Origin of the sequence: Gordonibacter sp. RACS_AR49 (genome assembly GCF_030418435.1) — a bacterium.
Lineage (GTDB): Bacteria > Actinomycetota > Coriobacteriia > Coriobacteriales > Eggerthellaceae > Gordonibacter > Gordonibacter urolithinfaciens.
The window spans coordinates 158,094-172,052 of record NZ_JAIUDM010000002.1 but is presented as its reverse complement, the minus strand read 5'-3'; the positions used below and the strand labels follow the sequence as shown (position 1 = coordinate 172,052).

Sequence of the window (13,959 nt, the reverse complement as noted above, 5' to 3'; positions counted from 1 at the left end):
ATGCGCGAGATGCACGCGGGACGCTTGGAGGCAAGGCCACCCGCAGCACGGCGAAGGGCAGCTCATCGGAAACCAACGGGAAGGCGGATCATGGAACACGGCGAAAGCGAGCTGCGGGAGGCCGCGGAGTACCTGCGCGACAACGTCGCGCTGAGGCGCGCACTCGGCGTGGCCGACGGCGACCTTCTCGAGCCGCGCTTCCTGGGAACAGGCGAGCACAACCGCAACTTCCGGTTCCACCACAGCGCGGGCGGCAGGGAGTACGTGCTGCGCGTGAACGTGGCCCCGCAGCCCTTCCATCGCAACCAGGTGGCCTACGAGTATGCGGCGCTCGAGGCGCTCGCGCCATGCGGGCGCACGCCGCAGCCGCTCTACCTGGACTGCTCGCCAACGGCGCTGGGAAAGGGCGTGCTGGTCATCAGTTTCTGCGAAGGGGACCAGCTCGACTTCGACGCCTTAAGGCCGGGCGACCTGCGCTGCGCGGCGCAGCTGATGGCGGATGTGCACGCCGTGGAGGTGTCGCAGGAATGCGCGCTGCACCGGCCGCTCGACCCCCTGCGCACCTTGTTCGAGGAGTGCCTGCAGAGGTTCGCGGCATACCGTGCGTCGGCCTTCGAGGATGCCCGCATCACGAAATGGGCCGAAACGTTAATAGCCGCCACGCGGCCGCTGCTGGATGTGCCCTATCCGGCCTCCGACCGCTCCCACATCGTCAACACCGAGACGCTGCCCTCGCATTTCCTCATCCCCAAGGCGGCGGCGCGCGAGGCTGCAGCGGCGCCGGACGGGGCGCGCGCGGGGCGGTTCTGCGCCGCCCCGGGGTCGTTCGTGGATTGGGAGCGCCCCCTCGTCGGCGAGGTCGCCCAGGACGTCGCCTATTTCGTGGCGCCTACCACCACGTTCTGGGACAGCGACGTCCTGTTCCCCTTCGCCGAGGTAGAGGACTTCGTCGAGGCGTATTGGCGCGCCGTCGACGGGCGGTTCGAACGGGGAAACTTCGACGAGCGCTTCCGCGCCTACCGCATGATGACGGCGCTGCGCAGCGTAACCTGGTGCTGCAAGGCCCTCATCGCGTACAGCGGTGCCGATGCAGCCGCTCCGGCGGCCTCGCCCGCGGGCGGCGCGACGGCCCCCTACACAACCGCCAAGACCGCGCGGAAGCTGCCGGTCTACTTATCCGACGACTTCATGGAGATGCTGGCTGCAGAGTGCTTCGGCCTCTAGGCTACCTGCCGGCACCTGTCCGCGCGGGCAGGTGCAGCGCCTCCTGACCTCCTCGCGCCGCTCGCCGTCGATGGCGAGCACCTCCCGAACGAAGCGCTCCATGCTCCCGTAGCGCTCGTCCACCGCTTCGTAGAAGGCCTCCAGGTTCTCCGGCCGGGCCCGATGCGCCCTCGTCAGCTCGTGGGCACGCGCCTCGTCTCCGTCGGAGAACCTCAAGAACCGCTCGAACGCCTGCTGGTAGTGCTTGTCACGCGAGACGTTGGTGAGCAGGTAGTCTTCGAGGATGTCGGCGCGGCTTGCGCCCAGCACGGTCAAGACGAGCAGCGACATGATGCCCGCGCGGTCCTTGCCGCCGCTGCAGTGCTGGTAGACGGGAAGCCCCTGAAAGGCATGCGCGAAAATGCAGGCGAGCCCCTTGCGCATCTGATTCGCGGTCAGAGGGTTCGCGAGCGAGCGGTAGAAGCGGAGGGGGTCGCAGGCCACGTCGCGCCCCACCACCTTGGTGCCCTCCGCCGGTTCGGTGTACTCGATGCCCACCTTCTCCTTGTCATAGAAGGGGATGTGCAGGTTCTCGACACCCGGAGCGCTTGCATCCGGGGCGGCCTCGCGCTCCCATCCGCAGCGCAGGTCGACGACGCAGCGTATGCCGAGCTCGCCGAAAAGCACCGAGCGATCGGCGGACGTGGCATCGGCAAGCGCGCTCCCGCGGTAGAACAGCCCCGGCAACACGACGCGGTCGCCGCAGACGGGAATCCCGCCCAGGTCCCTCACGTTGCTCACGCCCGGCAACTCGATAGATCTCACTCTGAACTTCTCCCCTCGGGGCAGGAGCGCCTGCCCGCATCTGCACCGTTGCACTGCTTGGGCCGTCGCACCGCCACATGCCATTGTAGAGGAGTTCGCCTTCCGGGGAAACCGGTTGCCTAGCAGGAAGGGCCATCCACGTCCGCCGGCAGCCGCCTACTGCACTCGCGCGGCGACGGGCCGGGCGGACGAGGTGGCGCCGACGAGCCGCTACACCTCTGATGCCGCTGTCGCAGGCGCAGGCGCGGCGGCCTGCTGGACGACGCAGCGCCGCTCGAGGCGTCCCAGGTCGAGCGACAGCGCGAAGCCCGCCACCGCGATGGCCGCCGCCACGAGGCAGGCCGCCTGGAAGCCCGCGGCCGTGGCGAGCCCGCTCGCCGCGCCGCCCGCCAGCTGCGCGGCCTGGACGCTGGACAGCACGCCTACGAGCAGGGACGATCCCACGCATCCCGCAATCTGGAACGACGTGGACACGATGGTCACGCCGTGCGGGTACAGCTGGGGCTTGAGGCTGGACAGCGCGAAGCTCTGGGCCGGGCCCATGGACAGCGCGCAGCCCACGATGACGGGCGCGTAGCACAGCACGATGACGGGCGACGTAGCCTGCTCCGTGCAGCGCGACAGCGCGAACGCGAACACGGCCATGAGGCCGAGGCCCACCGGCAGCATGACGCGCAGCCCCGCGCGGTCGTACACCTTGCCCGCCAGCGGCGCCAGCACGCACGACAGCACGCACGCCGGCAGCAACGTGAGCGCGGCGTCGAAAGCCGAGAACCCGAGCGAGCCCTGCATGAACAGCGGCAGGATGATGTTCATGGAGAACACCGTCATGAGCGCGATCACGATCACCGCCAGGCCCATGACGAACGCGCGGTTCGAGAACGGACGCAGGTCGACGAGCGGCTCGGCCACGCGGCCCTGGCGCACGACGAACGCAACCAGGCAGCCCACGCCCACGGCAAGCGCGACCGCCGCCACCGCGAAGCCGCCCGAGAACACCGTGGACAGGCCGTACAGCAGCCCGACGAGCGCAAGGCTGATCAGGCAGGTGGAAGCCATGTCGAGCCGCGGACTCGTCAGCTCCGCCACGTTCGGCACCACCGCGGCCGACAGCGCCGCCGCAACCACCACCAGCACCGCGAACACCGCGAACAGCTGGTGCCAGTCGCCTGCCGACAGCACGAGCCCCGCGACAATCGGGCCGAACGCCGGGCCGAGCGTGGTCATGGCGCTCACCACGCCCATGTACGTGCCCAGCTTGTCCTTCGGCGCCACGGCCAGCGTCAGGTTCATGCCGATGGGCACGATCATGCCCGTGCCGAGCGCCTGCACCACGCGCCCCGCAAGAAGCACGGCGAAGCTTCCCGCTACGAGCCCGATCAGGGTTCCGACAAGCAGCAGCGCAAGCGCGACCATCGTCAGGCGCTTCGTGGGAACGCTGCGGTAGAGGAACCCGGTCACGGGCACCATGATGGCGGCGGCCAGCATGTAGGCGGTCGTGACCCACTGCACGGTGCCGGCGCTCACCGCCAGGTCGTCCATGATGGGAGTGAGGGCCACGTTGAGGAACGTCTCGTTGAACGTGGCAAGGAGCGTGGCGAACGCGACGGCGAACAGGACGGCACCGGCGTGGCGGATAGGAGTGTTCGACATGAAGCTGCATACCTCTTTCTGGAATGCTCGGCGCGCGAAGGCAGGGCCGCAGGCGGCCGAAGCTGGCTGGTTTTCGCGAGGTGTGAGGAAAATTTTCCGAAAGAGATAGGCGCAGACGTTCGTAACGCTCCCCATCCTAGCAGACGGAGAGACCCGTTCGTAAGTGTGAAGTTCGTGAATTCGGCTACAAAGGGCGCTTTGATCGAAGGCGAGGCGAACGGCGGAGGCTACTGCCGGCTCGAAGGCGCCCGCCGCTACAGCGCGAACTCGTACAACACTCCGCCGCGGCCGAGGTGGGGATAGAAGTCCTCGTAGACGCCGCAGTTCGCGAAGCCGCACGACTCGTAGAGCCCCTGGGCCCGCCCGTTGGTGGTGAAGGTGTCCAACCGCAGCGCCTTCGCGCCCGCCTCGCGCGCGGCTGCAATGGCGCCCTCCAGGAGCTGGCGCGCGTACCCGCGGCCGTGGAACTGCGGCAGCGTGGCCAGCACGTGAATCACCAGCACCTCATCGGGTGCGGCATCCACCTGCCAGCGCACCTGGTCGTAGCCGGGGTCGCACTCCGCGTCCAGCACCAGGGCAGCGGCGAAGCGCGGCCCGTCGGCCCCGGTTCCGGGCGCCTCGACCACCAGCACCTCGCCCGCCTCGGTCGAAGCGCGCAGGAACGCCCGCGTCGGGTGCACGTCGTGCTCCCAGCACACGTCGAACTCCGTGCCGCGCATCCCGTCGATCATGCGCGTGTAGAAATCCAGCACCTGGTCGGCCTCATCGGCCCTCGCCCATCTGACCGTTGCCATGCACGATCCCTTCTCCCTGGTATCCCCGTGATGTGAAAAAGCCCGCCTCCCGGCAAGGGGAAGCGGGCTTGCAGAAAACGTGCTGCTCGGCAGCGCGATCCTAGCGCTTGCTGAACTGCGGGCGCTTGCGGGCCTTCTTCAGACCGTACTTCTTGCGCTCCACCATACGGGCGTCGCGCGTGAGGTAGCCGGCCTTCTTGAGCTCGGCGCGGTAGTCGCCGGCCGCAAGCAGGGCGCGGGCGATGCCGTGGCGCAGCGCGCCGGACTGGCCCGAGATGCCGCCGCCGTCGATGCGGGCGATGACGTCGAAGTGGTCCATCGTGTCGGTCACCTTGAACGGCGTGAGCGCGTAGTTCACCAGCGCCTCGCGGCCGAAGTACTGCAGGGCCTCGCGGCCGTTGATGGTAACCTTGCCGGTGCCGGGAACGAGACGCACGCGAGCGACGGCGTTCTTACGACGGCCGGTGCCGTAGTACAAAGCTTCACCTGCCATTGTTTAACCCTCCATCTTGATCTCGCGGGGCTGCTGAGCCATGTGCGGATGCTCCGCACCGGTGTAGACCTTGAGCTTCTTGCCCATGGCACGGCCCAGCGTGTTCTTCGGCAGCATGCCCTTCACGGCATGCTCGATCACGCGCTCGGGATGCTTCGCCATGGCCTCGTTGAAGGTCTCGGACTTCAAGCCGCCCGGGAAACCGCTGTGGCGGTAGTAGCGCTTGTCCTCGGCCTTGTTGCCGGTCACGCGGATCTTGTCCGCGTTGATGATGACAACGAAGTCGCCGGTGTCGACATGCGGGGTGTACTGCGGCTTGTGCTTGCCCTTCAGGATGTGCGCGGCCTTCACGGCGACGCGGCCCAGAACCTGGTCCGCAGCGTCGATCAAGACCCATTCGCGCTCAACTTCTTGGGGCTTCGCGTAATACGTCTTCACTTAGCTTCCTCCAAATAATCCTTCATTCCGCCGTGCGCGCAAACGCGCCCGTCGGGATCACCGCTCTCCACGCGTCCGGGCGATTCCCTTCGAGGCAGGGCCTCTCCGGCAGTCGTCCTTGGTGCGGAAGCGACACGTCGGTTTTCAAAAGTGCAGGTGGGACGGACCGTCGGGTTCCTACGCCGACACGCGACTCGGGCCTGGACTCCTTTGTCTGCGTCTCCGTTTTCGCTGCATGCACGGGGCTTTTGAAAGCGAACCTTTGCATTGTATGTCGGAGCCGTTCGCGAAGTCAACGGAAAACCTCCGCATTCGTCGCGATCTGCAGAAATATTCAAAAGTTTTTTCGGATGGCGGAGGGTATCCGAGGACAGCGTCCCTCGACGATCCGGCCAATGCTCCTTCCCCGAAATGCGCTGCTTCGAATTGCGACAAACCTCTACTTCCCGTCGAACAAACCACCCAACTTGCCGAGAAGGGCGCTCGGGTCGTTGCCGAGGAAGTCGCCGGCGGCCTTCATGACGGCGTCCAGGTTCAGCTCCTTGCCCTCCAGCAGCGGCTCGACGGCCTTCACCACGTCGGCTACCTGCTCCTCGCTCAGATCGAGGCCCGTGGCACCCTTGATGGCGGCGGCCGGGTCCACGCCGAACTGCTTGAGGCTGTCCGGGTCTTCCGCGGCCGATTTCACCAGTTGTCCCACGATCTCCTGCACGTCCACGCCCATGGCTTCCTCTTTCAACTAATGCTTGCACCCCCACAGGGAAAACCTGCTTTTCCACTGTGGGAATTATAATGGGGTGCGCGAGGGGATACGGGCAAAGGCCCAGTTCAACCATAGATTGAACCGCAAGGAGACAGGGATCGCATGACTACGAAGAAGCACGACGAAGAGGCCGCCGAGGAAACGAAGGCAGCTGCGAAGACGAAGGCGAAGAAGCCCGCGCCGGAGCCCGCATCCGGTAAGGAGGCGGTAACCGAGAATGGGGCCGCGACAGCCGAGCCTGCGGCGGAGCATCCCGCCAAGAAGGAGCCGAAGGAGCGCACGTTCGTCGACGCCAAGACCGGCAAGGCCATCGCGCACCCGCACCAAGGCGGCTCGGGCGCCGAGGCCAACCAGGCCGCGCGCGAGGAGATGCACTCTGCCCGCAACGGGTCGGCGCTTCCCTTCCGCATCGGGGCCGCGGTGCTTTGGGTGCTGGGCATCGTATGCGAGATAATGGCCGTGCTCGTGATGAACGGCACGCTGTTCCTGCCCGGCCCGGGTGCTTCGACGTGGCTCATCATCTTCCTCGTGGTCGACCTCGTGATGGTGGTCATAGGCTCGCAGCTGTGGAAACGCGCGAACCACCTCGCGCCGGCCTCCAAGGAGAACAAGCTGTCCTACTGGGTGCAGACCGACCTGGGCGTCATCGTCGCCGCCATCGCGTTCGCCCCCGTCATCCTGCTGTTGCTGACGAACAAGGACCTGGACAAGGGCACGAAGAAGGCGGGCGCCATCGTGGCGGCCATCGCGCTCGTGGCCGCCGTGGCGAGCGGCATCGACTACCATCCGGCCACGCAGGAGGATCTCGACCAGGCCGAGGCGGGCGCGGCGGTGCTCTCCGACGACGGGCTGGCCTACTGGACGCCGTTCGGCGAGGTGTACCACTTCAATCCCGATTGCCAGCACCTCAAGAACTCGGGGACCATCTACTCCGGCACCGTGCAGGACGCGCTGGACGCGAAGCGCACGCGCGGCTGTTCGGGATGCACGGTCGAGGACGGTACCGACGTCCTGTCGAAGGCCGACCCCGCGGCCGTCGCAGCGGCGCTGGCGAACGTCGTCAAGGTGGGCGGCGACAACGGGAGCGTCGGCGGCTCCGGCGCGCAGGAACCGGGCGAAGGCGAGGATGACGCTTGGGAAGGCCTATCGGAGGCAGCATAACTGCCGGCACGCCCGCAGCATCGCCAGGAGGATCTACGGATGCGGGTTCTCCTGGCGATAGGAAATAGTTGGACGCCGTTAACTCTGTGAGCCGACTTTGCTATCATGGTTCCCGACGAGAGAGCCAACGACGCCCTGCTGATGCGGGCGCCTTCAGGGGTAGAGGGGAATCATGGACCCGTTCGTGTTCATCACCGTCGTCACGCTCATTGCCGGAGCGGGCGGCACGGGGTTGGGCGGCATCGTGGGCGCGCTGTTCAGAAGCGAATCGAACCGCACCGTGAGCCTGCTGCTGTCGTTCGCAGGCGGCATCATGCTCTCCATCGTATGCTTCGACCTGCTCACCGAATCCGTCGAAGCGGCGGAGACGTTCACCAGCCAGGCCGTGCTCGTTGCGGCGGGGGCCGTCATCGCGGGCGTGGCCGTGGTGTACGGGCTGAACCTGGCCATCGACCGGCGCACGCGGCACGAGGTGCCCCATGTGGCGAGGAAGTCGCACCCCAAAACGCACGACGACCTCGACGAGCTCATCCATGCCGACCACTTGGCCGAGCACCGCAAGCGCGATGACTCGAAGATGGCCCTGTTCGTGGCCGGCATCGTCATGGCCTGCGCCATCGCGCTGCACAACGTGCCCGAGGGCATGACCATCGGCGCGAGCTTCGTGGCATCGGACAACCTGCTGCTGGGCACCGGCATGATCATGGCCGTGCTCATTGGCCTGCACAACATCCCCGAGGGCATGGCCGTGTCGGTTCCGCTCATCAACGGCGGCATGTCGCGCGTGCGCGCCGTCGCAGCCACGGCTGCATGCGGCCTCCCCACCGTGCTGGGCGCGTGGCTTGGTTACTGGCTGGGCGACATCGGGCCCCTGGGGCTGTCGCTGTCGCTCGGCTTCGCGAGCGGCGCCATGCTGTACGTGGTGTTCGGCGAGATCATCCCGCAGTCGGTGCTCATGTACCGCAGCAAGCTGCCCACGTTCTTCGTCATCGTGGGCATCCTGCTGGGACTGCTCATCATCTACTACTAGGCGCCTGCGGGCACGCAAATCACCCTGCCGCCGCCGCGGTACCTCCGTGATTGAGTTTGCGCTACGACTCTGCTCGCGGGAGTTCCTTGAGCCGCTATCGTACCACGGTCGTCCTCACACCGCCGCGAGCGCCTGGTCGACGTCCGCGATCAGGTCCTCGGCGGCCTCGATGCCGCACGAGAGGCGCACGAGGTCGGGCGTGATGCCGGCAGCGGCCAGCTCGGCGTCGTTCATCTGGCGGTGCGTGGCGTTGGCCGGGTGCAGCACGCAGGTGCGCGCGTCGGCCACGTGCGTGGCGATCTGCGCCAGCTTGAGGTTGGCCATGAACGCCTCGGCCGCCGCGCGCCCGCCGGCCACGCCGAAGCTCACCACGCCGCTCGCGCCGCCGGTCAGGTACTTCTGCGCCAGCTCATGCTGGGAGTCGCCCGGCAGGCCGGGGTAGCGCACCCACGCAACCTTCGGGTGCGCGGCCAGGTGCTCGGCCAGCGCCAGGCCGTTCTTGTTGTGCTGCGCCATGCGCAAATGCAGGCTTTCCAGCCCCAGGTTGATGAGGTAGGCGCTCTGCGGCGACTGCGAGCAGCCGAAGTCGCGCATGAGCTGGGCCGTGGCCTTCGTGATGAACGCACCTTCCAGCCCGAAGCGCTCGGCGTACACCACGCCGTGGTAGCTCTCGTCGGGTTGCGTGAGGCCCGGGAACCTTTCGGCATGCGCAAGCCAGTCGAAGCGGCCGGCATCCACGATGGCCCCGCCCACGCTCGCGCCGTGACCGTCCATGTACTTGGTGGTGGAGTGCGTGACGATATCGGCACCCCATTCGATGGGCCGGCAGTTCACCGGCGTGGGGAACGTGTTGTCCACGATGAGCGGCACGCCGTTCGTGTGGGCCGCCTGCGCGAAGCGCTCGATGTCGAGCACGGCGAGCGCCGGGTTCGCGACGGTCTCGCCGAACACGGCCTTCGTGTTGGGGCGGAACGCGGCCACCAGCTCCTCGTCCGTGCAATCGGGCGCGACGAACGTGCACTCGAGGCCCATGCGGCGCATGGTGTTGGCCAGCAGGTTGTACGTGCCGCCGTAGAGGGCGGAGCTCGCCACCACGTGGTCGCCGCAGCCCGCGATGTTGAACACGGCGAAGAAGTTAGCCGCCTGGCCCGACGACGTGAGCATGGCCGCCGTGCCGCCCTCCAGCTCGGCGATCTTCGCCGCCACGGCGTCGTTCGTGGGATTGGCGAGGCGCGTGTAGAAGTAGCCGGACTCCTCGAGGTCGAACAGGCGGCCCATGTGCTCGCTCGTGTCGAATTTCCAGGTGGTGGACTGGTAGATGGGAATCTGGCGCGGCTCGCCGTCGCCGGGACGGTAGCCGCCCTGCACGCAGGTGGTTCCGATGCTCTCGCTCATGGGGGCTCCTTGGAGGATCAGGGGGTGGTTTGTGTCCGGATCATTATAGAGGCGTCGGCGATTTTTCCGGTAGTGCCCAGTTTCCGATACTTCGTCATCTGTTAAAGAGATAATTCAGCTATCGATATCGAACTTAGCGTACCGTCGCATAAAGAACGCCGCGAAGGGTACGCGGGTACTCAAACGCCTGGATGTTTCACGTGAGACATCCAGGCGTTCTTAGCAACAGCGGGGTTGCCGGCTCTCGCTCTACCAGCCCTTGCCCTCGGGCACGATGCTGTCGGGCACGAGCCCGGCCTCCACCTCGCCGATCACGCGGTCGAGCACGTCGAGCGCGCGGTCCAGCTGCTCGCGCTCGATGACGAGCGGCGGCTGGAAGCGCAGCACCGATTCCGCCATGCAGATGATGACCACGCCCTCCTCGAACGCGCGGTACACCACCTTGAGCGCGTCGAGCGCGCACTTCTCGCCCGTCTCCGGGCGCACGATGTCGATGCCCAGATTGAGCCCGATGCCGTGCACGCCGCCCACGATAGCGTGGCGGGCGGCCATGTCCTCGAAGCGCTCCTTTGCGTAGGCGCCCAGCTCGGCGCCGCGCTCGAGCAGCCCCTCGCGCTCGATGACGTCGATGGTGGCGAGCGCCGCCGCGCAGCACACGGGGTTGCCGCTGGTGGTGAAGATGTGCGCCGGGAAGCTCAGGCTGTCCATGATGTCGGCCTTGCCCACGATGGCCGACAGCGGCAGGCCGCTGGCCAGCGACTTCCCCACCGACATGAGGTCGGGCTCCACGCCGAACTGCTCGATGCCCCACCACTTCCCCGTGCGTCCCATGCCCTGGTTGATCTCGTCCACGGCGAACAGGATGCCGTTCTCGCGGCAGAACGCGGTGAGCGCGTCCACGTAGGCCTGCGGCGGCACGATGATGCCGGCGTCGCCCGCGATGGGCTCCATCACGACGCAGGCTATCTCGTCGGCCGGCAGGTACGTCCCGCACATCTCACGCAGCGGGCGCATGAAGTGCTCCGCCTGCTCCGGCTCGCTCAAGTGCCCCACGCCCGCGCTCTGCACGTCCGGGTACGGGATGTGGTAGATGCCCGGCAGCATGGGCCCCATCTTGCGGCGCATCCCCAGGCTGAGGGCCGAGAGCGTCATCGAGCCGTAGGTGGAGCCGTGGTAGGCGCCCAGGAACGACACCACGTAGGGCCGTCCCGTGTAGGCGCGCGCGAACTTGATGATGGCGTCGTTGGCGTCGGAGCCCGACGTGCCGAACACCACCTTCTTCGGCGTGTCGCCCGGCGCGATGGCGGCCAGCTTCTCCACCAGCTCCACCTCGGGCGCGTGGTAGAAGTAGGCCGGCGAGCACTGGATGACCTTCTGCGCCTGCCCGCAGATGGCCTCCACCACCGCCGGGTGCGAGTGGCCCACGTTGGCCGACGTGGCCGCCGCCAGCAGGTCGATGTACTCGTTGCCCTCCACGTCGTAGAGCAGCGCGCCGCGTGCGTGGTCCACCACCAGGTCGTAGTAGGGAATGCGCGCCGTGGGACCCATGCAGGCGCGGTCGCGCTCCACGTACTCCTGCGTGCGGGCGGGGTTTTCGCTTGCCTCTGCCATCTTCGCCTCCCTCGCCTTAGCGCGTGATCCCGCGGGCGCGGTCGATGCGCCAGCGGACCATCTGCACGATGACCACCACGATGAACAGCGCGCCGAAGTAGCCCACGAACGGATAGATCAGGTTCACCAGCATGCCGAACGGCAGCTGCCCGCCCATGAAGATGACGGCGCACAGAAGCGCGATGAGGAACTGGTACTTGCGCTTGTCCTGCTTCTCGTCGACGAACTGGTTGGCCACCGTCCACACCATGGGCACGGCCGTGTTGTAGATCTCGGCCAGCAGGATGACGGCGAACAACAGGCCCACGACCGGCGAGATCTGCTGCGCCAGGAACAGCACCGGCACCTCGTACTGCACGGCCTCGCCGAACACCGACAGCAACGCCAGGTTCAAAAGGAGCGCGCACACGCCGAGCGCCGCGCCGCCGAGGGCGCCGCCGAGCACGGCCTCCTTGCGCGAGCGCGCGCCGGTGCCCATCTCGGACATGAACGGCACGCCGGCCAGGATGTTGTATGCCACGTACATGAACGCGCCGAGCGCGAACCACGCGCTGCCCGATCCCACGCCGTACACCACGCTGTCGCCTGCGGCCTCCACGGCCGCGTTGGCATCGGCCAGCCCGCTGCCATGCACGACGAGCGTGTAGACGGCCAAGATGATGAGGAACGCGATGGTCACGGGCCCGATGGAGCCGAGGATGTCCACGATGCGCTTGAGGCCGAAGAGCGCGCTCAGCAGCACGATGGCCGCCATGAGGCCGCTGCCCACGATCTGCGGCACGCCGAAGTACTGGTTGAGCGTCGCGCCCGCGCCCGACACCATGATGATGCCCACGAGGAAGCAGAACAGGATGGTGAACCACTCCAGGAACGTGCCCAGGTACTTGCCGCAGAAGTAGCGGAACGCCGAGAAGTCGCTCGCCCCCTTGTGTTTGAAACCGTAGCCCAGAAGCACGCCGCTCATGCCCGCGAACAGCAGGATGGCGATAACGCACCCGATGATGCCGTTCGTTCCGTACGCGGCGAAGAACTGCATGGCCTCCTGCCCCGAGGCGAATCCCGATCCGATCAGCGTGGCGATGACCGCGCCGGCGAACTTGACGACCGTGACCGGACGCACCGCCGGCGTCTTCTGCTCTGACGCCATAAAAACCTTCCTCTCCTTGCCTGAACCCCTTTTGCTTTTTGCCCTGAAGATTCTAGTACAAGATACCCGACCGCGCGAGCGCGCGATCAGGCACGACGAGATTCCCATTGCCCTCCTGCCCTTTGCACGCCCCGTTCCCTGCGCCTCGTCGCGCGTGGCGGCGATAACGCGCTACCGATAATTCAGATAGGCGGGTCATCTGCACAAAAGGTATCATGGTACGAACATTCCAGGTGTCCCGACACGGAAGGCGAGGCCTGCCATGCCTATCAAAATACCCGACGCATTGCCCGCAACCGACGTCCTCGAAGGCGAGAACATCTTCGTGATGACCGAGTTCCGCGCCATGCACCAGGACATCCGCCCCCTGAAGGTGCTGCTGCTCAACCTCATGCCCACGAAGATCGTCACCGAGACGCAGATCATGCGCAAGCTGTCCAACACGCCGCTCCAGATAGAGGTGAGCCTGCTGCAAACGGCCAGCCACGAGTCCAAAAACGTGTCCGAGCAGCATCTGGAAACGTTCTACACCACGTTCGACGAGATCAAGGACCAGCATTTCGACGGCATGATCATCACCGGCGCGCCCGTCGAGCTGTTGGACTTCGAGGACGTGGACTACTGGGACGAGCTTGCGGAGATCATGGCATGGTCCGCCACGAACGTGCACTCCACGCTGCACATCTGCTGGGGCGCGCAGGCGGGCATCTACTACCATTACGGCATTCCCAAGTACGAGCTGCCAGAGAAGCTGTTCGGCGTGTTCGAGCACGAGGTGGTGAAGCCGTCGTCGCCGCTCGTGCGCGGCTTCAACGACTTCTTCAGGGCGCCCCACTCGCGCTACACCGAGGTTCATGCGTCAGACATCGAGGCGCATCCCGACCTGGAGCTCATCGCCGTGTCCGAAGAGGCTGGCGTCTATATTGCCAAGAGCACGGACAGCCGCCACTTCTTCGTGTTCGGCCACCCCGAGTACGATGCCGGCACGCTTATGGTGGAGTACGAGCGCGACATCGCAAAGGGCCTGGACATGCCCCTGCCGTGCCACTACTTCCCGAACGACGATCCCGCACAGGCTCCCCGCGCCACCTGGCGCGCCCACGCGCAGCTGCTCTACACGAACTGGCTGAACTACTACGTGTACCAGACCACGCCCTACGATTTGGCGAAAGTAGGCACCGAGGAGGACGGCAACCGTGGCTGACGAACGCGAGCCGCAACCCCGCTACCGCGTGCGACCGGTGACGACGCCGGTCGCGCCTGCGGCACCCGCGACGCCAGAACCCGCCAGCGACCCTTTCCTGCGCCCCGAAGCCGAGGACGACGACGGCTACGACCCCTACTCCGACCGCCCGGCGGACCCGGAGCCAACGTACCAGGAAGATCCGTGGCGGTAACTACGCATAATTTTACGTAATATATTTTGCATCTACATTTGTAAAATTA

General features: G+C 66.4%; 14 protein-coding genes. 5 read left to right on the top strand and 9 right to left on the bottom strand.

Translation table 11 applies throughout. The annotated features are described in order from the left end of the window. Positions 1-90: 90 nt before the first annotated feature. Positions 91-1,224 (top strand): aminoglycoside phosphotransferase family protein, encoded by a 1,134-nt coding sequence (locus LB310_RS05335; protein ID WP_301154695.1) that lies wholly within the window; start codon positions 91-93, stop codon positions 1,222-1,224. Here LB310_RS05335 and LB310_RS05330 read toward each other — a convergent pair. The 6 genes from LB310_RS05330 to LB310_RS05305 all read right to left on the bottom strand — a co-directional run bounded on the left by LB310_RS05330 (position 1,174) and on the right by LB310_RS05305 (position 6,130). Beyond that, complete coding sequence (locus LB310_RS05330) at positions 1,174-2,028, bottom strand: tyrosine-protein phosphatase (RefSeq protein WP_301154694.1); 855 nt, start codon at positions 2,026-2,028, stop codon at positions 1,174-1,176. The two genes, LB310_RS05335 and LB310_RS05330, sit on opposite strands and share 51 nt — an antisense overlap. A gap of 210 nt (positions 2,029-2,238) precedes the next feature. Next, the gene (locus LB310_RS05325) at positions 2,239-3,681 is read right to left on the bottom strand and encodes a DHA2 family efflux MFS transporter permease subunit (RefSeq protein ID WP_301154693.1); all 1,443 of its coding nucleotides are present in this window, start codon (positions 3,679-3,681) and stop codon (positions 2,239-2,241) included. Between the two features lie 254 nt (positions 3,682-3,935). Beyond that, positions 3,936-4,475, bottom strand: coding sequence for a GNAT family N-acetyltransferase (locus LB310_RS05320; RefSeq protein WP_301154692.1), 540 nt, complete (start codon positions 4,473-4,475; stop codon positions 3,936-3,938). 100 nt (positions 4,476-4,575) lie between these two features. Further along, positions 4,576-4,968: a 30S ribosomal protein S9 gene (rpsI, locus tag LB310_RS05315; protein ID WP_041239129.1), complete on the bottom strand. Its 393-nt coding sequence runs from the start codon at positions 4,966-4,968 to the stop codon at positions 4,576-4,578. A 3-nt stretch (positions 4,969-4,971) separates the two neighbouring features. Continuing rightward, positions 4,972-5,406, bottom strand: coding sequence for a 50S ribosomal protein L13 (rplM, locus tag LB310_RS05310; RefSeq protein ID WP_087190232.1), 435 nt, complete (start codon positions 5,404-5,406; stop codon positions 4,972-4,974). Positions 5,407-5,845: 439 nt separating this feature from the next. Next, entirely contained in the window at positions 5,846-6,130 is a 285-nt protein-coding gene (locus tag LB310_RS05305) for a homocitrate synthase (protein WP_087190233.1), read from the bottom strand. 141 nt (positions 6,131-6,271) lie between these two features. Here LB310_RS05305 and LB310_RS05300 point away from each other — a divergent pair, with 141 nt between their 5' ends. Then, positions 6,272-7,330, top strand: coding sequence for a hypothetical protein (locus LB310_RS05300; RefSeq protein WP_301154691.1), 1,059 nt, complete (start codon positions 6,272-6,274; stop codon positions 7,328-7,330). 172 nt (positions 7,331-7,502) lie between these two features. After that, a complete protein-coding gene (locus LB310_RS05295) occupies positions 7,503-8,360 on the top strand; it encodes a ZIP family metal transporter (protein ID WP_301154690.1) in 858 nt (285 codons plus the stop codon). A 114-nt stretch (positions 8,361-8,474) separates the two neighbouring features. On the opposite strand, the gene LB310_RS05290 is transcribed toward LB310_RS05295, so the two are convergent. From LB310_RS05290 to LB310_RS05280, 3 genes are all read right to left on the bottom strand, one after another. Continuing rightward, a complete protein-coding gene (locus tag LB310_RS05290; protein ID WP_301154689.1) occupies positions 8,475-9,755 on the bottom strand; it encodes an O-acetylhomoserine aminocarboxypropyltransferase/cysteine synthase family protein in 1,281 nt (426 codons plus the stop codon). A gap of 249 nt (positions 9,756-10,004) precedes the next feature. Then, positions 10,005-11,366, bottom strand: a complete 1,362-nt coding sequence (locus LB310_RS05285; RefSeq protein WP_301154688.1) for an aspartate aminotransferase family protein — start codon at positions 11,364-11,366, stop codon at positions 10,005-10,007. Between the two features lie 16 nt (positions 11,367-11,382). Continuing rightward, a complete protein-coding gene (locus LB310_RS05280; protein WP_301154687.1) occupies positions 11,383-12,513 on the bottom strand; it encodes a hypothetical protein in 1,131 nt (376 codons plus the stop codon). Positions 12,514-12,775: 262 nt separating this feature from the next. On the opposite strand from LB310_RS05280, the gene metA reads away from it, so the two are divergent. Both metA and LB310_RS05270 read left to right on the top strand, forming a co-directional pair. Continuing rightward, positions 12,776-13,717, top strand: coding sequence for a homoserine O-succinyltransferase (gene metA, locus LB310_RS05275; RefSeq protein WP_301154686.1), 942 nt, complete (start codon positions 12,776-12,778; stop codon positions 13,715-13,717). Beyond that, positions 13,710-13,910: a hypothetical protein gene (locus LB310_RS05270; protein ID WP_301154685.1), complete on the top strand. Its 201-nt coding sequence runs from the start codon at positions 13,710-13,712 to the stop codon at positions 13,908-13,910. The genes metA and LB310_RS05270 overlap by 8 nt, the downstream gene beginning before the upstream one ends. The last annotated feature ends 49 nt before the right edge of the window (positions 13,911-13,959 follow it).

Coding starts and splice junctions, on each gene's coding strand:
- LB310_RS05300 (WP_301154691.1), top strand. CDS start 6,272: ATGACTACGAAGAAGCACGACGAAGAGGCCGCCGAGGAAACGAAGGCA.
- metA (WP_301154686.1), top strand. CDS start 12,776: ATGCCTATCAAAATACCCGACGCATTGCCCGCAACCGACGTCCTCGAA.
- LB310_RS05285 (WP_301154688.1), bottom strand. CDS start 11,366: ATGGCAGAGGCAAGCGAAAACCCCGCCCGCACGCAGGAGTACGTGGAG.
- LB310_RS05320 (WP_301154692.1), bottom strand. CDS start 4,475: ATGGCAACGGTCAGATGGGCGAGGGCCGATGAGGCCGACCAGGTGCTG.
- LB310_RS05295 (WP_301154690.1), top strand. CDS start 7,503: ATGGACCCGTTCGTGTTCATCACCGTCGTCACGCTCATTGCCGGAGCG.
- LB310_RS05280 (WP_301154687.1), bottom strand. CDS start 12,513: ATGGCGTCAGAGCAGAAGACGCCGGCGGTGCGTCCGGTCACGGTCGTC.
- LB310_RS05305 (WP_087190233.1), bottom strand. CDS start 6,130: ATGGGCGTGGACGTGCAGGAGATCGTGGGACAACTGGTGAAATCGGCC.
- LB310_RS05290 (WP_301154689.1), bottom strand. CDS start 9,755: ATGAGCGAGAGCATCGGAACCACCTGCGTGCAGGGCGGCTACCGTCCC.
- rpsI (WP_041239129.1), bottom strand. CDS start 4,968: ATGGCAGGTGAAGCTTTGTACTACGGCACCGGCCGTCGTAAGAACGCC.
- LB310_RS05335 (WP_301154695.1), top strand. CDS start 91: ATGGAACACGGCGAAAGCGAGCTGCGGGAGGCCGCGGAGTACCTGCGC.
- LB310_RS05325 (WP_301154693.1), bottom strand. CDS start 3,681: ATGTCGAACACTCCTATCCGCCACGCCGGTGCCGTCCTGTTCGCCGTC.